Annotated in this window: 15 protein-coding genes; 8 read left to right on the top strand and 7 right to left on the bottom strand. The window is 65.4% G+C overall.

What is annotated here, in order from left to right; all coding sequences use genetic code 11:
• Window positions 1-3,768 (bottom strand): hypothetical protein (locus HCH03_RS03745; RefSeq protein WP_221688389.1); only part of this gene is annotated, 3,768 nt, incomplete at its 3' end.
• Window positions 3,769-4,440: 672 nt separating this feature from the next.
• Here HCH03_RS03745 and HCH03_RS16745 point away from each other — a divergent pair.
• The 7 genes from HCH03_RS16745 to HCH03_RS03710 are packed head-to-tail and all read left to right on the top strand — an operon-like array spanning window position 4,441 to window position 9,482.
• Window positions 4,441-5,430 carry a transglutaminase-like domain-containing protein gene (locus tag HCH03_RS16745; protein WP_221688388.1) on the top strand — a complete coding sequence of 330 codons (990 nt, stop codon included), beginning with the start codon at window positions 4,441-4,443 and terminating at the stop codon, window positions 5,428-5,430.
• A gap of 55 nt (window positions 5,431-5,485) precedes the next feature.
• Entirely contained in the window at window positions 5,486-6,538 is a 1,053-nt protein-coding gene (locus tag HCH03_RS03735; protein ID WP_080144580.1) for a type II secretion system F family protein, read from the top strand.
• A 10-nt stretch (window positions 6,539-6,548) separates the two neighbouring features.
• Complete coding sequence (locus HCH03_RS03730; RefSeq protein ID WP_221688387.1) at window positions 6,549-6,875, top strand: hypothetical protein; 327 nt, start codon at window positions 6,549-6,551, stop codon at window positions 6,873-6,875.
• Window positions 6,876-6,913: 38 nt separating this feature from the next.
• Window positions 6,914-7,414, top strand: a complete 501-nt coding sequence (locus tag HCH03_RS03725) for a DUF4860 domain-containing protein (RefSeq protein ID WP_221688386.1) — start codon at window positions 6,914-6,916, stop codon at window positions 7,412-7,414.
• Between the two features lies 1 nt (window position 7,415).
• On the top strand, window positions 7,416-7,934 hold the full coding sequence (locus tag HCH03_RS03720) for a hypothetical protein (protein WP_221688385.1): 519 nt from the start codon (window positions 7,416-7,418) through the stop codon (window positions 7,932-7,934).
• Window positions 7,931-8,398 (top strand): S4A5 electrogenic sodium bicarbonate cotransporter 4, encoded by a 468-nt coding sequence (locus HCH03_RS03715; RefSeq protein WP_221688384.1) that lies wholly within the window; start codon window positions 7,931-7,933, stop codon window positions 8,396-8,398. The genes HCH03_RS03720 and HCH03_RS03715 overlap by 4 nt, the downstream gene beginning before the upstream one ends.
• 10 nt (window positions 8,399-8,408) lie before the next feature.
• Window positions 8,409-9,482, top strand: coding sequence for a type IV pilus twitching motility protein PilT (locus HCH03_RS03710; RefSeq protein ID WP_221688383.1), 1,074 nt, complete (start codon window positions 8,409-8,411; stop codon window positions 9,480-9,482).
• Between the two features lie 212 nt (window positions 9,483-9,694).
• Here the strand turns inward: HCH03_RS03710 and HCH03_RS03705 are convergent, their stop codons facing one another.
• The 6 genes from HCH03_RS03705 to HCH03_RS03680 all read right to left on the bottom strand — a co-directional run bounded on the left by HCH03_RS03705 (window position 9,695) and on the right by HCH03_RS03680 (window position 16,797).
• A complete protein-coding gene (locus tag HCH03_RS03705; protein WP_221688382.1) occupies window positions 9,695-10,780 on the bottom strand; it encodes a DUF2804 domain-containing protein in 1,086 nt (361 codons plus the stop codon).
• On the bottom strand, window positions 10,777-11,733 hold the full coding sequence (locus tag HCH03_RS03700; RefSeq protein ID WP_080144573.1) for a mechanosensitive ion channel family protein: 957 nt from the start codon (window positions 11,731-11,733) through the stop codon (window positions 10,777-10,779). Before HCH03_RS03700 ends, HCH03_RS03705 begins: the two co-directional genes overlap by 4 nt.
• A 51-nt stretch (window positions 11,734-11,784) precedes the next feature.
• On the bottom strand, window positions 11,785-12,423 hold the full coding sequence (locus HCH03_RS03695) for a 4Fe-4S single cluster domain-containing protein (RefSeq protein WP_221688381.1): 639 nt from the start codon (window positions 12,421-12,423) through the stop codon (window positions 11,785-11,787).
• 368 nt (window positions 12,424-12,791) lie between these two features.
• A complete protein-coding gene (locus HCH03_RS03690) occupies window positions 12,792-15,113 on the bottom strand; it encodes an anaerobic ribonucleoside triphosphate reductase (RefSeq protein ID WP_221688380.1) in 2,322 nt (773 codons plus the stop codon).
• Between the two features lie 416 nt (window positions 15,114-15,529).
• Window positions 15,530-15,802, bottom strand: a complete 273-nt coding sequence (locus HCH03_RS03685) for a hypothetical protein (RefSeq protein ID WP_221688379.1) — start codon at window positions 15,800-15,802, stop codon at window positions 15,530-15,532.
• Window positions 15,803-15,810: 8 nt separating this feature from the next.
• Complete coding sequence (locus HCH03_RS03680) at window positions 15,811-16,797, bottom strand: homocysteine S-methyltransferase family protein (protein ID WP_221688378.1); 987 nt, start codon at window positions 16,795-16,797, stop codon at window positions 15,811-15,813.
• Window positions 16,798-18,677: 1,880 nt separating this feature from the next.
• Here HCH03_RS03680 and HCH03_RS03675 point away from each other — a divergent pair.
• Window positions 18,678-19,640, top strand: coding sequence for a D-2-hydroxyacid dehydrogenase (locus tag HCH03_RS03675; RefSeq protein WP_221688377.1), 963 nt, complete (start codon window positions 18,678-18,680; stop codon window positions 19,638-19,640).
• Window positions 19,641-19,859: the final 219 nt, after the last annotated feature.

The following is a 19,859-nucleotide window of genomic DNA, read 5'->3' as shown; positions in this document are numbered from 1 at the left end:
GATCTCGGAGGCGGTGATGGTCAGCTTGCCCGGGGTCGTGGTCACGTTGTAGTTGGCGGCGACGTCGGCGCCGTCGGCGTCCTTGATGACCGGGGCGCCGGCGAAGGCGCCGTCGTAGTCGCCAACGTTGGTGCCGGTGGCGGCGTAGGTCAGGCCCTCGACGTAGTGGCCGGGCAGCAGGCCCTCGGAGGTGATGCCGGTGATGGTCTGGCTCTGGCCGGTGTAGACCTTCTCGGCGGACTCGCCGGTGAGCGAGACCGCACGTTTGCCGATGGAGAAGTCGTCAGTCGCGAAGATCTCGGGGCAGTTGTCGGTAGCGGCCCAGACAGCCTTCACCACGTAAGCGCCGACATCGGTCGGTTTCTCGCTCGTGTACGAATCGTCCGAGGCGTCTGCGGCTTTGTAGCAATAGGTAGGCTGCGCGTAATCGCCGCCCAGAACGAAGGAATGCTCAGCCTTGGGATTGTCGCCGTACGTCCAATCGTCCAACGTGACTTGTCCGGAGAAAGCCTTGCCGTAGTACAGCGCGATCTTGTTTTTGCCGTCGACCGACACCGTTGTGTTGGATTTGGCATCGATAAACACGTAGCCGTCGTACGTGGGCACGTTCAGATAAGAGAGGCTCTTCCCCATGATGCCCTTGACGGTGAAGGACTTGCCCGTATCGAGATCGAAAGCACCGCTATCGTTCTGCAGGTACACTTCCACCTCGACCGGCACCGACTCGCCGGCGGCGAGATCGGATGCGTATTGGGCGGTAAAGCCGATAGTGCCGTCGCCCTTCAAAAGGCCTTGGACGGCCTGGTCGCTGAAATCGACCTTGTCGCCTGCGTAGTAAACCTTGCCGGACGCGTCGCCATCGAGCTTCCAACCATAGAAGAACTTGCCTTCAGGAGCCGTGGGCGAAGCGTTCGTCACCACCGCGATGTTGTTGTCCACAACATCGTAGGAGGCGCTATCCACGATGCTCCCGGATCCTTCGCCGGCGCTGTAGGTGACGCCGTAGGTCTTGCGCTCGCACGACAGCTTGAGGAACTGGAGCGTCACGCCGCTGCTCCCGAACCAAGAGGAGTCATTATAGCTGATAAGATATCGGCCCTCACCGAGATTCTCAATAGTAGCGAGCTCGGCGGATTCCCACCACCAACCACCGGTTGAGACAGTTGTTCGGCCTCCAGAATACGTCGGAAGCTCAAAGTCCGAAATGGAGACCGCCGAACTGTCGGACTTGAACGCCAGCATCTCCACGTTCAGATTCTCATAGCCCTCTTTCAGGCCGAATTCGAAGGAGGGGCGCCCGCCACCGGAGGTGGCGTACGGCTCGTTCAAACCCGTGCTTCCCTCATGGGGGCTCTTCGTGTAAAAATCGATGCCCTCGGTGGCGAAGGGGACAACTTCGGTCCATGTCACGTTGTTCAAGTTGGCGGCCTCGATGCGCAAATCCTCTTTGGCCCCCGTGATTTTCAGGTTGTAGTAGTTGACGGTACCGTAGCTCGTCACTGAGAGCGTAGCGACGCAGGCACCCGTTCCATCTGAATAGAGCGTCGTCTTCTCCGACGTTTCCATCCTATCGCGATGAGGAATGCTCAAATACACGCCGTTGATGTTAAACGAGTCGATCTGCCACGTAACGCCGCCCCTGCTAGATGTTTCGAAGCTGAAATTGAACTCCGCACCTTCGGAGCCTATAGAACGCGTCTGGGAATTCAGATTCGCACCGTTGAAGCGCGGATTAGAGGGGGAGTTGTAAAGATATTTGTAGCCGGTATCGCAAAACACCCCGGGGTCGAACGTGACCGTCTCGAGCGCCTTGAAATCAACATCGACCACCATGCCGGCAGCCGCGTTGGTCACCGTGTACGTGCTCCCGGACGGCTCGAGCGCGACACCGCCAAGCGTGACCACGCTCTTGTAGCCGCGGGCCGTGTCGACGCGGAAGGAGAAATCGCCGCCACGTGTCGCCGTCGAGGGGAAGCCCACGACTTCGTTACCCTCCACGTTGTCGGCACCGGACGTCGTGTACTTCACTACCACGTCGTTGCCCAGCGCACGGTACTGGAGCACGATCTTCTCGCTTTCGCCCAGCCGCAAGCCCACGCCTTGGCTCAAATCGCCTTCTACCGCGTAATAGACGCCTTCGCTGCGCCCTTCGGCGCTGGTGATGGGCGTGTCCTCCGAGCCGTCGCGCACGACGGCGCGCAGGAACGCGTAGTCGGAATACTCGGGAGCATGGCTTTCGAGCATCCCCGGCTCGATGTTCGCTTGGTCCGTGCTGACAACCTGGTTCGCCGAATCCAGGAACTCGACGTCAACTGGGAGGCCGCCGATAACCGTCACCTGAACGGACTCCACGGCGGACACGAGCTTGCCGCCTGCCTCCGTGCGGTACTTGAACGAATGAGCCAGCGTCATGGTGCCCAGGCCCATGCCCTTCACTTCCAAGGTTGCATCGCGGGTACCCGCGATTTCGGCCACATCCTCGCCGCCGGACAGCACCGTCCACGCATGGTCTCCGGTCTCGTAGTACTCGGTGCCGTCGTCGTTCTTGCTCGTCAGCTTGATGGTTTCGCCCTGCAAGATAGTCTTGAACGACCCGGCCTTCTCGACAGTCTGCTCGCCTTCGGAACCGGCGATCACGTAGATGGTGAAGTGGTCGACGTCGAAGCTCTGCACGGAGGCGTCGGCTTGGCGCGCGCCGACGGTCTCGACCGTCGCGGCATCGTCGGAGACGCGGTAGACGCCGACCTCTTCGCCTTCGACGCCAACGTCGAAGAAGCACACGTTCACGGCACCGTTGGGCTGGATCTCGTTGCCATCCTTGTCGAGCAGGGTCACATCGATGGCCGTGGCGCTCTCGAGGGTCTTGCCCTGGTTCTCCACCTTCTCGGCCACGGCATCGACGACATCCTGGCGCTCGACCGGAGCGGCCTGCACCGTCGCGCCCTCGGGCAGCACGCCCGCGGCGGCGGTGACCTTCACGAGCACGTTGCCGGCGGTGGCGTAGCCCTCGAACGCGGGATTGCTCACGTCGGCCTCGACCTTGACGACGTCCTCGTCCTCGACGGCGTTTTCGACATCGTTGCTTGCAGCGTCCTCTCCGGCCTCGATCTTCGTGTCGGAGGTTATGGGGGTGGCGGAGGAGTCCTCGGGCGCGGGGGATTCGGATTCCGCGGCCTTGGCTTCCACTTTGATGGTGAGGTTGCTGGTCACGAGGTCGGCGGGGACCTTGTACTCACCGGTCTGTTCGTCGGCGGCCAGCTCGGTCTCGGCACCGTTGACGACGGTCTTCACCTTGTCGATTTCATAGCCCGTGTCGGCATGAGCGGTGAACGCCAGCTCCTTGTTCAAAGGCGCGTTGAAGGACGCGAGGGGCGCTTTGAGGTCCTGGTCCAGGTACTTGATGTACGCGTGCTCGAAGTCCAGGCCGACGACGGCCACGCCGGGCTCGGCGGTGGGCAGGTCGGTCGAGGGCGCGGGCGACTGGACGGAGGGCGCGGTCGTCTCGCCTTGGACGGGTGCGGCCGGCTCCTCGGCCGGCGCGGCCGTCTCGGGGTCGCCCGCTTGAGTGGATTCGGCAGCCTCGTTGCCGGCGGCGTCGTTCGACGCGTCCTGCGCCGCGGGGGTCTCGGACGAAGCGTCCCCCTCCGTCGCGTTCGCGAACGACGTGAGGTTGCTCAGGGAGAACGCCATCACCACGGCCATGAAGACGGCCAGCGCCTTGCCCTCAAACGTGTTCTTCGCGTCGCAAAGTTTCTCAAACATGCTCATACGTATCACCGAATCCTTGTGGGTGCGCCTATATGGCGACGCCCGCCCTTCTTGGAGGTCACTTGCATTAGATTCGCTCATACGTTTTCTGACATGCTGGCGTGCGTTCTTGACGTGGTAGGTCGAGCCCTGCAATAGAAAAGGGCCCAATCCAATTTGTATTTTAACACAATCACAGTCGCATTTCGAATGACCGGGGTTGCTCAATCGACTGTTTTACCTTGTTTTCACTTGATTTTCCATAAGTGCTGAAAGGCTGCATGGCAATCGTGAAGGCCATGTCAACGTTGCTTTTTTCTTTCAACCTAAAAGTTGAATGCCAATCGGTCGAGCACCGGTTCGCCCGCTCGTTCGTGCCGGAAAAGCATCCGTTCGTTGCGCCGCGAATTTCCCCGCTCGCCTTCGCAGAAAGCGAGGAAGTCCCTCCGATGCGGCTTTCGGCCCCCGTTCGGAGGACACGGGGCAGAAAGCGCCCGCCGGGACAGCCCAGGGAGGGGCCCTCCCTCCCCGCTTCGAGCGACGCGGGGAGGAACCCGCCCCGCCGACTCGGGATGACATTGTGGACGTGCGAAACGCGCAAAGGGACATGGTTTTGGACACGCTATAATGAGCGAAAGCCGACGGCCCGCCCGCAGGGCGGCGCCTCGACAGAACCCGACAGAAGGACCGTCCGTGGAACGCTTCGGCGCACGCAGAGCCCGTCTGGCGACGGCCGCGCGCCGCGCCTCTGCCGTCGCGCTCGCGGCCGCGCTGGCCCTTGCGCTGATCGCACTCGCAGGGTGCGGCGGATCGGATGGCGGCACGGCATCCGGCGACACCGGCGCCTCCGCGAGCGGCTCCACAAGCGGTCCCGCCTTCGAGCGGCCGCCCCTGGCCACGTCCCCCTTCAACGCCGACGCCGCCGTGGCCGACCACGACAGCCTGATAGACGTCTCGAACGCGTCGCTCGGCTACGTGACGGCTTCGGCCCAGAACACCAGCCGCATGAAGCTCCTGATCGTCAAAGACGACGTGAAGCGCAACTACGACCTGCCCAGCGACGGCACGCCCATCGCGGCGCCCCTCACCTTGGGCGACGGCTCCTACGACGTGGAGGTCATGCAGAACACGAGCGGCAACAGCTACGTGCCCATCAACAGCGTGTCCATCGACGTGACCCTCGACAGCGAGTTCGAGCCGTTCCTGCGCCCCAACGTCTACTGCGACTACGACGCGGACAGCGTGTGCGTGGCGAAGGCCAACGAGCTTTCCGCCGACGCCCAGAACGAAGGCGACGTGTTGCGCAACATATACACGTGGATCTCCCAGAACATAACCTACGACACCGCGAAGGCCGAACGGCTGGCCGACGCGACGGGCTATGTGCCCAGCCCGGACGCCACTATGGCCGAGGGAACCGGCATCTGCTTCGACTACGTGAGCCTGGGCGCCGCCATGCTGCGCAGTCAAGGAATTCCCACGAAGATCATCACCGGGTACGTTTCCCCAGATAATATTTACCATGCGTGGAATTTGGTATATCTTGATGGAAGCTGGAAAAGCGTCCAAGTTAGCGTCGAGGCCGACACGTGGACGCGCATCGACCTGACATTCGCCGCCGCCGGGGCCTCGGAGAAGTACGTGGGCGACGCAAAGGAATACACTGATCGGTACACGTACTGAGTGCGGATCGAAGACGATATGAGAAAGCGCTAAAACGGACAAGGAGCGAATGAGAATGGCCACTACCGTGCTCGAGAGCAGCGCCGTAAGCGCGTTCTGCGAAAGCGTCGCCATCATGCTGGCCGCCGGCATCCAAACCGACGAAGCGGTGAGCCTGCTGGGCGACAACATGGAGGACGGCGCGTTCAAGCGGGCCTGCGACGCCGTGTACGCGCGGCTCATCGGCGGCGAGACGTTGGCGAGCGCGCTCGAGGACTCGGGCTGTTTCCCGCGCCACATGGTGGACATGGTGGGCGTGGGCGAGGTGTCGGGACGCCTCGAGCCCACGCTGCGCACGCTGGCCGTGTACTACGACGAGGAGGGCCGCCTGTTCGCGAAGATGCGCTCGAGCATCGTCTACCCCGCTGCCCTGCTGTGCGTCATGTCGGTTATCCTGGCCTTCACCGTGGCCGTGATCCTGCCCGTGTTCGTGAACGTGTACGAGAGCCTGTCGGGCAGCCTGGCGGCCGGGTCGTTCAACACGGTGGGCGCGTCCATCGGCATCGGCTGGGTGGCCCTGGCCATCACGCTCGTGTGCACGGTGCTCGTGCTCGTCATGGCCGTGGCCATGCGCAGCGAGGGCGGGCGCCGCAGCATGATGCGCCTGGCCGAGAAGCTGCCGTTCACGCGCAACACCATGTACCAACTGGCCCTGAGCCGCTTCACGTCGGCGCTGGCCACCTACGTGGCCTCGGGCATCGACACCGACACGGCCATGAAGGAGGCCGTGTCCATGGTGGACCACCGCTCCCTCAAGCGTCAGCTCGAAGGAGCACGCGAGGCCATGCTCGACCTGTCGGCGCCGAAGAGCCTGGCGCAGGCCGTGTCCGACAGCGGCGTGTTCGAGCCCGTGTACGCGCGCATGCTCACCATCGGCGCTCGCTCGGGCAGCGTGGAGGACGTGCTGGGACGGCTGTCGCTCACGTTCTTCGACGACGCCATCGTGAAGATGGACCGCCTGGTCGACGGCGTGGAGCCGGCGCTGGCCGCGTTCCTCACCGTGGCCGTGGGGGCCACGCTCGTGTCGGTCATGCTGCCGCTCATCGGCATCATGGGATCGATAGGCTAAGGCGGAGCGCATGTACCACGAGCGTTCGACAGAACAACGTAAGCGCAGGCACGGCACGAAGCTCGTCGTGCTCGTGCTGGCGATCGCGCTCGTCGTGGGCGGCTGGTTCGCGGCGGGGGCCGTCAACCAGAACCTGCGCGAGCAGGGCGCCGTGTCCGTGCGCAACGCCATCTTGGACAGCGCGAAGCAGTGCTGCGCCATAGAGGGCTCCTACCCCTCCTCGCTCGAGCACCTGGAAAACGAGTACGGCCTGCGGGTGAACCGCAGCGACTACGTGATCACCTACGAGGTGTTCGCCGAGAACATCATGCCGAGCGTCGTGGTGGTGCCGCGATGACGGGCGAGCGCCCTTCCGGGCAGGACGAGGATTCCGTTATGGAAGCTTTGACGAGCAGAGGGGTCGCCCAGCGCGACGAAGGCGGCCAGAACTTCGGCCGGCTGTTCACCGTGCTGCTGTTCGCCCTGTTCATCGTGGCGCTGCTCATAGCCATCACGGCGGGCACGGGGTTGTACCGCGCGCTCGTCGACGTGCGCGAGCAGGCCGACACGTCGCGGCTCGCCACGGGCCTCATCGCGAACAGCGTGCGCGCGGCCGACGCCGTGGACGCGGTGGGCGCGGGCCAGGGCCCCGAGGGCCGCTCGCTCGTGCTGACCGAGCGCCTGGACAACGGCACGTTCGAAACGCGCATCTACGCCTATCAGGGATCCATCGTGGAAGAGTACGCGCTGGCCGACGCGGCCTACACGCCGGAGAAGGCCTCCCCCATCGTGGCGTCGCAGCGCTTCGCGTTCTCGTACGAGAACGGGCTGCTCACCGTGGAGACGGACGACGGCAGCGTGCAAGTGGCGCTGCGCAGCGTGAGGGGAGGTGCCTAGCATGGCGAAGAAGCGCACGGAAACCCTGCTCGCAGCCCGCAGAGGCACCGACACCACCTGGCACGGAACGGCGTTCGTGGTGGAGGCCCTCGTGCTGCTGGCGTTTCTGGCGTTCGCGCTCGCGGTGTTCATGCAGCTGTTCGGCGCGGCGCACGTCCGCGGCGCGGAAGAGCGCCAGCTGACGCAAGCCGTGCTGCTGGCGTCGAACGCGGCGGAGGAGTTCGCCGCAACGCCGCAGGCGGGGTCGACGAGCACCGCGTTCGACGATGCGGGCAACGAGCTGGCCCAGGCGGCCGGCGCCGAGGGCGCCTACGTCGTGACGTGCGAGGTGACGCCCGAGCGAACGCAGGGCGGCACGATGTATCGCGCCGACATCGTGGTGACCTGCGACGGCGCCGAGGTGTACCGGCTGGAGTCGGCCCGCTACGTGAGCGGGGCGAAGGCGGCGGGCGGCGGTAGCGCGGGCGCGGCTTCGGCTTCGCCGACCGGCGCCGCGGCCGAAGGAGGCGACGGAGCATGAGCACGCGCGGTCGAGGATCGGTGCGCATAGGCCCCATCAGCCTGTTCGCCCTCGTCATCATCTTGTGCCTGGCCGTCATGGCCGTGCTTTCGGTGACGACGGCGCAGGCCACGTACGCGGCCGCCGAGCGGCAGGCGGACTTCACCGCCGACACCTACGCCAACGAGCGGGCCGCCCAGGAGTTCACGGCCGACGTGGACGCGGCGCTCGCGCCCGTGTGCGCGGCGGGCGGCGGCTTGAACGCGGCGCTCGCGGCCGTCGACAAGGTGCTGCCGGCGAACTCGGAGCGCGACGGGGCGACGGTGCGCGCGGAATTCACTGCCGACAGCGGGCGCACGCTCGCCGTCGAGCTGGACATACAGGCCGACGCGACGTACGTGGTGAAGGCTTGGAAGGCAACGACGCTGTGGACGGAGAACGGCGCAGGCGAAACGCTGTGGTCGGGCGCTGCGCAAACACGATAGGAGCGATGAGATGAAACTTGAAGAGCTGCTGCGGGAGATGGTCGATGCGAAGGCGTCCGACATCTTCATCATTGCGGGCCTGCCGCTGTCCTACGAGGTGAGCGGACGGCAGATCCGCCTGGACTCGGCACCGCTCATGCCCGACGACACCGAGACGTTCGTGCGCGCCATCTACGAGGTGAGCGGCCGCGACATGCAGCGTTTCGTGGACAACGGCAACCACGACGACGACTTCTCGTTCGCCATCTCGGGCATCGGGCGCTTCCGCGCGAACGTGTTCCGCCAGCGCGGGTCGTTCGGCGCCGTCATCCGCGTTATTCCGTTCGGCCTGCCGAACCCGGCCGACTTCCACATCCCCGACGAGGTGCTGCGCCTGGCCAAGCTGCAGAAGGGCCTGGTGCTGGTCACGGGCCCGGCGGGCGCGGGCAAGTCCACCACGCTGGCCTGCATCATCGACAAGCTGAACCACGAGCGTTCGGGGCACATCATCACCATGGAGGACCCCATCGAGTACGTGCACCGGCACGGCAGCTGCATCGTCACGCAGCGCGAGGTGCCCACCGACATCGCCACGTACGGCGAGGCGCTGCGCTCGGCCATGTGCGAGAGCCCCGACGTGATCCTGTTGGGCGAGATGCGCGATTACGACACCATCGGCACGGCTGTCACCGCCGCCGAGATGGCGCAGCTGCTGTTCAGCACGCTGCACACCACGGGTGCGGCCGGCACGGTCGACCGCATCATCGACGCCTTCCCCGCCTCCCAGCAGCGCCAGATCCGCATGCAGCTGTCCATGGTGCTGGAGGCCATCGTATCCCAGCAGCTCGTGCCCACGGTGGACGGCGGCGTGGTGCCCGCCTTCGAGATCATGGTCACGAACACGGCCATCCGCAACCTCATCCGCGAGGAGAAGACGCACCAGATAGACAGCGTGCTGGCCGCCGGAGGGGCCGAGGGCATGCGCACGATGGACCAGAGCCTGTTCGACCTGGTGAAGAGCGGCCGCGTGGCCAAGGAGATGGCGCTGCAGTACAGCATCCACCAGGAGGCGCTGAAGAAGCGCTTCGAGGCGGAAGGGCTGTAGAGCCTCCTTCGCGCTACGAGCACGGTTGTCCCCGTAGGGGCGGGCTGCTGCCCGCCCGGCGCGAGCGGTTTGCGAAGATCGAGATCATGCGGCGAGCGCACGGTGCGCTCGCCGCATTGTTTTTCCCGTGGGGAGCCCTGTGCGCCGAGCGATCTGGAGATCGCCCCTACGGGAATTACCCGCTCCGAAAGGGGCAGCCCCTTGTCGAAGCGTCAGTACACGTTGTGCACGACTTCGGCGGAGCCTTGCAGGTTCGCTACCTGGAAGGGCGTGCCGTCGTCGAGGACGACGGTGCCGTCGAAGCGGCCGAACACCTGGTGCTGGTCGGTGCGCACGACAAGGGCGTTGATGCAGTCCACCCGGTCGAGCAGCGGCGTGAACGCGAGGTCGACGCGGCCCTCGTCGTCGGTGACGTGCCACGGCGCCAGCAAATCGTAGCGGTCGGCCACGCTGCGCGCATCGGATGCGGCCGGCTTCTCGGGCACGCCGAAATCCACGCGATGCAGCTTGTGCGCCACGCCGTCCACGAACGCCATGTTCTCGGAGGCGGCCGACGTGTCGCCGAAGCCGTAGCCCAGGTTCAGCCCGAAGCGGTGCGAGCCCGGCTGCGAGCCGCCGCGCCCGTCCTGCCAGCCCTGTGCCACGCCCCAGTACCACGTGTTATCGCGCGTCCACACGCCGCGCCCCCAATCGAGCAGGCCGAACGAGTCGTCGGGAGCGAACCCGTGCACGAGCAGCCCCTTCTTGAAGCTGCCGCGAGCGCGCATGGCCACGATCTTCTGGTTGTAGTAGAACGCGAGCGGATCCTCCGCCCACGGCGTGGCGATAACCATGGTGTCCTGCGGCTCGTCGGAGAGCACGGCGTCGAACACGAGGTCGTCGTTGCCGTCGAAGTTCGCGAACTGCGCGTGCAGGCGGCGCTCGCGGTCTGCCGCCTCGAAGCGCAGCGCCACGCGACCGTTCTCGAACTTCGACACGCCCTCCTTCGACGTGGAGGGAAGGCGGAAGCGCCCGAGCGGAAACGGCGTGATGACGCTCGTGGTCTTGAAGGCCGCCTGCTCGAAGTCGACGACCGACGCCGAGACGAGCCCGAGGTAGCCCAAGTCGCCCAGCGTGAGCGCCACGGCGTAGGCCCCGTCGTTCACCAGGTAGTAATCCCATTCCTTGATGCGCCAGCGCGGCGCCTTGATGCGGGCGCGGTCGTATGACAGCTCCAGCTGCGTGGCCCAGCCGCACGCGGAAAGCGCGCCGTCCAATCGATGCAGCGGTCCCGGACCTTCGAGTCGGCTCTCGTTCACGACTGACCCCCTTTGCTCGCGTGGAACATGCGCGCCATGCGCTTGCGCAGGCTCGTGGAAGCGGCCTGCTTGCCGCTCGGCTTCGCTTTGGGCTTGGGCTTCGGCTTGGCGGCGGCCTCCGCGTGCGCTTCTTGGGCTTCGCGCTCGGCCTCTTCGAGCACCTTTTCGGCCGTCTGGGGCGCACCGGCCCGCGTGAGCGGCGCGACGGCCCGCAGCACGGCATCGCCGGCGCGGGCGCTCGTGCGGCTGTCCGCCACCTTGAACGTGATGGAGCCCACGTAGCCGCCGTCGGTGATGGCCGAGAACGACAGCTTCGGCTCTTTCGTGAGCTTGGCCACCTCGCCCGCCGCCCGGGCTGCCTCGTGCTCGATGGCGGCGGCCACGTCGTTCAGGTGCTCACCGGGCGTGACCACCACGATGGGCAGGCTCACCTGGTTCGTGGGCGGCAGGTGCGTGAGCGCGGTCTTGTTGATGATGGAGTTGGGGATGATGACCTCTTCCCCTTTGCTGTTCCTGATGGTGGTGTGGCGCCACGTGACGTCCTTCACCACGCCGGACGACGAGCCCACCTCGATGTTGTCGCCGGGCTTCACGATGCGCAGCAGGCTGACCTGCAGGCCGCCGATCAGGTTGGCGATGGTGTCTTGGAAGCCGAGCGAGATGGCGATGCCGCCGATGCCGAGCGCGGTGATGGCGGCGCTCACGTCCACGTTGAAGCAGGTGGACAGCATGATGCACACGCCCAGCACCCACACGGCGCCGCGGGCGATGTTCACGAAGATGGAGCTGGAGGGTAGGTTCTTCTCCTCGTTGAAGTGCAGCATCTTGCGCATGAAGCGGACGGTGAGGCGCGCGACGACGGCCGTGACCGCCAAGATGACAACGGCCGAGAGGGCCGTGGTCAGCCAGTCGATGCGCACGATGCCGTCGATGTAGTGCTCGAGTTGTTCCATGCCGCTATCCTACCATGTTGCGCGCGGGCACATCGCATGGCGTGCGCCCCTTTACCAAGAAGCCGGTTTTTCGGGGAAATCCTCGTGAGTGTCCCATAAAACGACGCGCCCGGTGGCGCGGGTCGCGGGAACGTCAATCAACCGTTGGTTGGACGAGCCGCGCCACGCCAGCTCGAAGGAATGGAGCGCCTGCACGAAGGGGCCGTCCACCAGCACGTCGGTGGCGGCGAGCAGGGCCGCCGCTCCGGCCGGATCCACCGAGGGCAGCGAGAGACGGGTGGGGGCTGCGGCCGCGTCGTGCGCGGCATCGCACGCTGCGTCGGAGACGCCGGCATCGGCCGCGCGGTTTGCGAGCGCGGCCAGGTCCTCGTAGCGGTAGCCCGTGTACGTCCACACGTTCAGCCCGAGCCCGCGCACGCGGCGCGCCAGCTCGGCGCAGGCGGCGGCCTGCTCGAAGGGCTCGCCGCCCGAGACGGTCACGCCCTGCACGAGGCCGTTGGCCGCGATCTCGGCCACGAGGTCGTCGAGCGCCCGCACCTCGCCGCCGCACGCCGGCTGGCTGTCGGGATTGTGGCAGCCGGGACAGCCGTGCGTGCACCCCTGCACGAACACGGCGAAGCGCAGCCCCGGCCCATCGACGATGGAGTCCGGAGCCGTACCGTAGAGACGTATGGTGGTGGGTGGGGTCATGAGAGGGACCTTTCGAGAGCATTGTCATCCTGAGCATTCGGCAGTCCAGTGGACTGTCGAACTCCCGAGCACGCGAAGCGAGCGCAGGGAGGTGCCGCGAAGCGACAACGCGCACGTTGTCATCCTGAGCGAAGCGACCGAAGGGAGCGTAGTCGAAGGATCCCGTGCGGCGCCAGCGGTAAGCCCCGCGGCTGGCGCCGCACGGGATCCTTCGTCCCCGCTTCGCGGGGCCTCCCTGCGCCCGCTCCGCGTGCTCGGGAGTTCGACAGCCCGCCGGGCTGTCGAATGCTTCGCTCGCTCAGGATGACAACATAGACCCCCTCGCAGCGTCGGCGGGTTCCGCCGGCCGGCAGGCCGGCGGAACCGGACTACATCTGGTGCTTCACGCGGTCGGCCTCTTCGGCGCGCTTGGCGTCGTTGAAGCGGTCGAGGGTGCCCACCAGGTAGCCGGTGATGCGGCGGATGCGCTCGAAGGCCATGCCGTGCTCCTCCTCCGTGCGGCCGCACTTGGGGCACACGTCGCCGATGATGCCGTTGTAACCGCACACCGGGTCGCGGTCGACGGGGTGGTTCACCGAGCCGTAGCCGATGCCGCTCTCCTTCATGTGGCGGATGACGGCCTCGAACGCCTCAAGGTTGCCCGTGGGATCGCCGTCGAGCTCGACATAGGAGATGTGGCCCGCGTTCGTGAGCGCGTGGTACGGCGCCTCGATCTCGATCTTGTCGAACGCGCTGATGTCGTAGTACACCGGCACGTGGAAGCCGTTCGTGTAGTAGTCGCGGTCGGTGATGCCGGGGATGGAGCCGTAGCGCTCGCGGTCCATGCGCACGAAGCGGCCCGACAGGCCCTCCGCCGGCGTGGCGATGAGGCCGTAGTTCAACCCCCGCTCCTGCGAGAGTTTGTCCAGGTAGCCGCGCATGTGGCCGATGATCTCGAGCCCCAGGTTCTGCGACGCCTGCGACTCGCCGTGGTGCTTGCCCGTGAGCGCCACCAGCGTCTCGGCCAAGCCGATGAAGCCCACGGACAGCGTGCCGTGCTTCAGCACCTCGCGCTGCTCGTCGCCGGGCGCCAGCTTCTCGGAGTCGATCCACACGCCCTGCCCCATGAGGAACGGCGCGTTGTACACCTTCTTGCGCGCCTGGATCTCGAAGCGCTCGTCCAGCTGCCCCACCACCAGCGCCAGCTTCGCGTCCAGCAGGTCGAAGAACAAGTCGAGGTCGCCCTTCGAGCGGATGGCCAATCGCGGCAGGTTGATGGACGTGAACGACAGGTTGCCACGGCCGGGTGCGATCTCGCGGTCGGGATCGTACACGTTGCCCATGACGCGCGTGCGGCAGCCCATGTAGGCGATCTCCGTCTCGGGCGTGCCCTTGTAGTACTGCGCGTTGAACGGCGCGTCGATGAAGCTGAAGTTGGGGAACAGGCGCTTCGCCGAGCAGTGCATGGCCAGCTTGAACAGGTCGTAGTTCGGGTCGCCGGGGTTGTAGTTCACGCCTTCCTTCACGCGGAAGATCTGCACGGGGAAGATGGGCGTCTCGCCGGAGCCGAGGCCCTCCTCGGTGGCCAGCAGCATGTTCTTCACCACCATGCGGCCCTCGGGGGACGTGTCCATGCCGTAGTTGATGGAGCTGAACGGCGTTTGCGCGCCGGCGCGCGAGTGCATGGTGTTCAGGTTGTGGACGAGCGCCTCCATGCCCTGGAACGTGGTTCGGTCGGTGTCGGCGGTGGCGTTCTTGGCGGTGTAGGCCAGCGCGCGGTCGATCACGGCATCCTCGACGCCCGCCTCGGCCAGCTCGGCGCGCAGGGCGGAGCCGAAACCCTCGTCCAGGGCGAGCGACGCCCACACGCCGGTGCGCTCCTCGACGCGCGCGAGGGCGTCCTGTGCGAAGGCGCGGGCGTCTTCTATATCGGTGAGCAGGTCGAGCGCCTCGGCCAGGTGCTTCTTGTACAGGCGACGGTAGGTCTTCTTCACGCCCTCGGCCAGACCGTAGTCGAAGTCGCAGATGGCCTGCCCGCCGTGCTGGTCGTTCTGGTTGCTCTGGATGGCGATGCAGGCGAGCGCCGCGTAGCTGGCGATGTCGTTGGGCTCGCGCAGCACGCCGTGGCCTGTGGAGAAGCCGCCCTTGAACAGCTTCTTCAGCTCGATCTGGCAGCACGTGGTGGTGAGCGTGTAGAAGTCCATATCGTGGATGTGGATGTCGCCCTCGCGGTGCGCGCGGGCGAACTTCGGCTCGATGACGCACATCTCGTAGAACTGCTTGGCCGACTCCGAGCCGTACTTGAGCATGGTGCCCATGGCGGTGTCGGCGTCGATGTTGGCGTTCTCGCGCTTCATGTCGGAGTCGGACGCCTTCGAGAACGTGATGTCCTTGAGCGTTTGCATGAGGCGGCTGTTCACGTCGCGCGAGCGGCTGCGCTCGGCGCGGTAGAGGATGTAGGCTTTGGCCGTCTGCACGAAACCGGACTCGATGAGCGTCTCCTCCACCAGGTCCTGCACGCCCTCGACCGTGGGCACGCCCTCGATGGCGCCGCTCTCCAGCTTCTCCACCACCTGCTGCGCGATGCTCTCGGCGGCCGCGCGGTCCTGCATGGCGCCGCATGCCTGGAACGCCCGCTCCACCGCCTCGGCGATCTTGCCCTCGTTGAATTCCGCCGTGCGCCCGTCGCGCTTGATGATGGTGGTGACCATGCTGCGAGTCCTCTCTGCGTGTGTTGAGTCGTGTCTTCGTTGGTTGTTTTTCGGTTGCGAGCAGTGGCTATGCTGTAGTTATACCCAAAGTTTCCACCGCTTGTTATCCCCTTTTCCACAACATGTTGTGGTGGGGACGCGTTTTAGCGTGGACATATAGTACCGAGGTGCGGCGCGGAAAACAAGGGGGATAATTGTTACAAATTAGATTCCATTCGTGATTCACGAAGGCCGTCACAGGAATTTCACAGGTTGGGGGGAAGTGTGCCGGAAGACAAACGGTCGCCACAAGGACAGCCCCCGTAGGGGCGCTCTGGAGAGCGCCCCTACGGGGGGGACGATCCCAGGCGGACATATCGTGCAGCCAAGAATGTCCCAATTGGGGACTGTCCCCTTCATGGCCTCCGCGGAACAGGCTACTCCACCGTGCCGTACACTTGGCCCCAGGCGTGGCCGCCTATGGAGGAGTTCACTTGGTCGCACAGACGCTGCCGCGTGTAGGAGCCCGGCGGCAGCAGCTGGACCACCTCCATGAGGTCGGAAGGCAGATCGGCAGCCTCCGCGGCTATCACCACGTCCAGGCGGCGCACCGTATCGTCGGCTGAGGCGCCGGCGAACAGGCCGTCCACGACGTCCTGCAGCGCCCCGTAGTGCGGGCTGCGCTCGATGTTCGATCCGGTTGCGGGCATGGCGGGACCTACCCTTCCTCGCGCGACGAGAACAACGATTTGCTGCGCGCGGCGGCCAACAGCTCGGCGAAGTCGGGCTCGTCTTCCTCGACCGGCTGAGCGTCGCGAGGCGCGACGACGTCGAAGCCGTCGGTGGCCGCCGCCAGCGCACCGGTGTAGGCCGGCGTGGCGTCGCCCGCCGCACGCAGGAACTGCGCGCCCGCCGCACGCAGACGCGCGGCGGCCTCCACCATGACGTCGGGGCAGTAGTAGGGGTTCTCCGGCGTGGGGGCACCCTGCCTCGGAGCGCGCTCGGCGATGCGAAGCTGCACGAGCACGGGCAGATCGACCGTGCTGCAAACGCGCTCGACCAGCGCCGCAACCTGCTCGACCGGAGCGCCCGAGGAGAAGCCCGCCACGGAGGCGCCGAACTCGCCCATGAGCGACGCCGCCTCTTCGATGGTCGTGCGCCCATCGGGCATGAGGCCGTCGCCGTCCACGTCGACCGACGCGAACACGGGCCGGTCGCTCGCCTGACGCGCGCCCATGAGCGCGCATTTGAGGTCGACGGGGTTCGCGAACCCACCGAACAGGAAGGCGTCGAGCGTCCCGCCTTCGAACGCGCGAACGGCGCGGGCGTACTGGCTGCGGTTCTCGTTGAGCGACGCCGCGCTGGAGCCGTCGAGGGGCAGCCCGCACGGACCAATCTCAGCCAGCACATGCTGGGGCCTGAGCCCCTGCACGGCCGCAAGCGCGGCGCGGGCCAGCTCTTCCGCGCGATCCTCCATGCCGTGGTGCGCCAGCCGCGCGGGGGCGATGCCCTCCGTGTTGGCGACGATGCACTGGGCGCCTGCGATGGATTCGAGGCGCAGCGCGTCGCGCACGGCCTCGGGCTCGATGAGGTTCAGGTACTCCAGATCGCGCGTCACGTCGACGCCTTGGCGCGCGAGCACGGCGGCGATGGGGGCAGACAGCACGAGCATGTCTTTATGAAAGCGCAGCGCTATGTCGGACATGAGGGATCCTTTCCTTCGGCACCGTCCATGATACCGAAAACGTCGCACGGCGCACGGTCGAAGGAGCGAAATCCGGCACCTTTCGACAGAAGACCCGCTTCGCATTCTCGCGCCCAGACCGTTCGACGGCGTGAGGGGCGGTCGACCGCCCGCAGGGCGAAAAGCGCCGGATCGCGTTCGGTGCCAAGCGATCGAAACGCCGGAGTCGAAGGATCCGCGCACGAGCTGAAATTTCCCCGGCACGCGAGCGGCGGCCGTACGTCCGCGAGCGGCAGGCTTGCCGGGCGGGAGTGCAATTCACCGACCATGCACGGCCGCTGCACAAGACGAACACGCTTGCGCCATACGTTTTTCAACCTGAGCCCCTATAATGGGCCCTGCAAGCGAAAGGCTCCCCTCCTTTTAGTTTGCACTGCTTGTACCCCTTACAAAGCAGTAGCGGTGTCCAAGAGCACCGCATCATCCCCTCCTTGTGGCCCGGTGGAGCTCCCCTCTCCCCGGGCCGATCTTTTCTCCAGCATCCATCGCACACCTTAACCCCCAAGATCGGGGTTATAGGCCAAAGGGCGGTCTCTGAGTTGTTTAGTAATCTATTTGATACGAACCGCTAACCCGAGGGGCATCTGACCGCCGAACCCACGAGCGACTTGCTTGCCGTGCTTTATCGTTCCCGGACATCGTCGTGGTGCCGCGCGTTCCGCGCGCGCGAATCTCCCTCGACATGGGAACGACGGCGTGGAACGCACCCGCGGGAGCGGCTTCGCGCCCATCGGCTTCATACCTCGGCTGCCCGAAGTCGACGGAAGGGCGAGGTTGTTCATATAATTGTTACATTCGCGCCCCCTAATTCACAAAACGGCCACTCCTCCGTCATATGTTTTTCAAGGTCAACTTTTATACTATGAGACAGCAAACGAAAGGCTCCCCTCCTTTTCAGTTTGCATCTGCTTTAACCCCTTAAAAGCAGAAGTGGCGCCCAATAGGCGCCATCATCCCCTCCTTGTGGCCCGGTGGAGCTCCCCTCTCCCCGGGCCGATCCTTTTTCCGAGCCAACCTCGCTTCGCAAACCGACGCGATTGATAAAAGCCCGACGATCGCCTTCGGTCCCGATTGCCAAACATCGGGTCGAAAGGGCGAAGCGAGCGGCCGCCCACAGCGCAAGGTACGACGCATCCCAACCGATGCCGGTTTCGACAGCGCCCACCTGGCCGATGCTTGCGCCCGTCCGAGATTTTTGGGGCCGACTACGAGGGACGTTACCGAATCGTCATATTCAGCCCTTCTTGTCGACAAAACGAGCACGTGCAGCCCATATGTTCTTCAAGGTCAACTTTTATAATAGGTCCTGCAAGCGAAAGGCTCCCCTCCTTTCAGCTTGCACTGCTTGTAACCCCTTGCAAAGCAGTAGCGGTGTCCAAGAACACCGCACACCCCCTCCTTGTGGCCCGGCGAGCTCCCCTCTCGCCGGGCCGATCCTTTTTGATGGCCTCTTTCGACGAAACGGACGCCCCCCCCCATGCCAAGTGAGTCGCCCAAGACCACGTCGATGCCGCTTTGGCAGCGCAGTTCGCAGTCGATGGCAGAAATCGCACGTTATGAACAATTTTTCGACCTCCAAGCATCCGTCTGCCGGAGAAACCCCAGGTCGTTGAAAGTTAGCTGCGGCTCTTTTCGTTCATAACATGCGATCTCTGCCATAGGGACATGCCCTCTGTGGAGTCGCAGTCGACAGGGCTCGGGTTGGTTCGCCTTGCGAAGACCCCCGATTCCAAAACCGACGAAACCGCCCCGGATCGGCAACCGCGCGCCGCAGCGCGAGCCGTTCGCCGGGTGCATGCTAGAATCGCCTTCTCTGCACCGACTGCAACAGGAGGCTCCTCATGAACATCGTCATCCTCGAAGGATACGTGAACAACCCCGGCGACCTGAGCTGGGACGCGCTTGAGCGCTACGGCACCGTCACCGTGTACGACCGCACGCCGCGCGACCAGCTGGCGGCGCGAGTGGCCGAAGCAGATATCGCCGTGTCCAGCAAGGTGATCTGGGACGCCGAAGCGCTTTCCTGGGCGCCGCGCCTCAAGATGATCGCGCTCACGTCCACCGGCTACAACGTGGTGGACCTCGATGCGGCGCGCGACGCCGGCGTGGTCGTGTCGAACGTGCCCGCCTACTCCACGCCCGACGTGGCGCAGATGACGTTCGCGCTGCTGCTGGAGCTGTGCCTGCACGTGGGCGAGCACTCCCGCCTGGTGATGGACGGCGACTGGACGCGCGCCAAGGATTTCTCGTTCTGGGAGACGCCGCTCGTGGAGCTTGCGGGCAAAACGTTCGGCATCGTGGGCATGGGCAGCATCGGGCAAGCCGTGTGCCGCATCGCGCGCGCCTTCAACATGCCCGTGGTGTTCGAGAACCGCTCGGCCAAGCCCGAGCTGGAAGGCGACGGCGTGCGGCAGGTGAGCTTGGACGAGCTCCTCGCCACCGCGGACGTGGTGTCGTTGCACGTGCCGGCAACGCCCGAGACGAACCGTATGATGAACGCCACGGCCTTGGCCAAGATGAAGGACGGCGCGTACCTGCTGAACACGGCCCGCGGCACGCTCGTGGACGAGCAGGCCGTGGTGGACGCGCTGCGCTCGGGCAAGGTGGCTGGCTTCGGCGCCGACGTCGTGTCGGCGGAGCCCATGCGTCCCGACAACCCCCTGTTGCAGGCTAAAGGCCAGAACATCGTGGTGACGCCCCACATAGCCTGGGCCACCCATGAGGCCCGTGCACGCCTGCTGGCCACCGTAGCCGCCAACGTGGGCGCATTCATGGAAGGCAAGCCGCAGAACGTGGTGGATTAGCGAGCCCGGATTGTCATCCCGCTGTTAAACCAGCATCGACATGCACCCGGCCAGGTTGTCATTCTGAGCGGAGGCGGCGAAAGCCGCCGGAGTCGAAGGATCCCGCGCGGCGGCAGCCGAAGCGCCTCCGGCTGGCGCCGCGCGGGATCCTTCGACTCGCTCCGCTCGCTCAGGATGACAACCGGAAACGCAATTAGGCAAATGGTGTTGGAGAAAAGG

It is taken from the genome of Gordonibacter massiliensis (ex Traore et al. 2017) (assembly GCF_019731765.1).
GTDB classification, from domain to species: domain Bacteria; phylum Actinomycetota; class Coriobacteriia; order Coriobacteriales; family Eggerthellaceae; genus Gordonibacter; species Gordonibacter massiliensis.
This window is presented reverse-complemented; position numbering and strand designations above follow the sequence as displayed.

Coding starts and splice junctions, on each gene's coding strand:
- HCH03_RS03685 (WP_221688379.1), bottom strand. CDS start 15,802: ATGCCCGCAACCGGATCGAACATCGAGCGCAGCCCGCACTACGGGGCG.
- HCH03_RS03715 (WP_221688384.1), top strand. CDS start 7,931: ATGAGCACGCGCGGTCGAGGATCGGTGCGCATAGGCCCCATCAGCCTG.
- HCH03_RS03675 (WP_221688377.1), top strand. CDS start 18,678: ATGAACATCGTCATCCTCGAAGGATACGTGAACAACCCCGGCGACCTG.
- HCH03_RS03730 (WP_221688387.1), top strand. CDS start 6,549: ATGTACCACGAGCGTTCGACAGAACAACGTAAGCGCAGGCACGGCACG.
- HCH03_RS03680 (WP_221688378.1), bottom strand. CDS start 16,797: ATGTCCGACATAGCGCTGCGCTTTCATAAAGACATGCTCGTGCTGTCT.
- HCH03_RS03725 (WP_221688386.1), top strand. CDS start 6,914: ATGGAAGCTTTGACGAGCAGAGGGGTCGCCCAGCGCGACGAAGGCGGC.
- HCH03_RS03710 (WP_221688383.1), top strand. CDS start 8,409: ATGAAACTTGAAGAGCTGCTGCGGGAGATGGTCGATGCGAAGGCGTCC.
- HCH03_RS03690 (WP_221688380.1), bottom strand. CDS start 15,113: ATGGTCACCACCATCATCAAGCGCGACGGGCGCACGGCGGAATTCAAC.
- HCH03_RS03695 (WP_221688381.1), bottom strand. CDS start 12,423: ATGACCCCACCCACCACCATACGTCTCTACGGTACGGCTCCGGACTCC.
- HCH03_RS03720 (WP_221688385.1), top strand. CDS start 7,416: ATGGCGAAGAAGCGCACGGAAACCCTGCTCGCAGCCCGCAGAGGCACC.
- HCH03_RS03735 (WP_080144580.1), top strand. CDS start 5,486: ATGGCCACTACCGTGCTCGAGAGCAGCGCCGTAAGCGCGTTCTGCGAA.
- HCH03_RS03700 (WP_080144573.1), bottom strand. CDS start 11,733: ATGGAACAACTCGAGCACTACATCGACGGCATCGTGCGCATCGACTGG.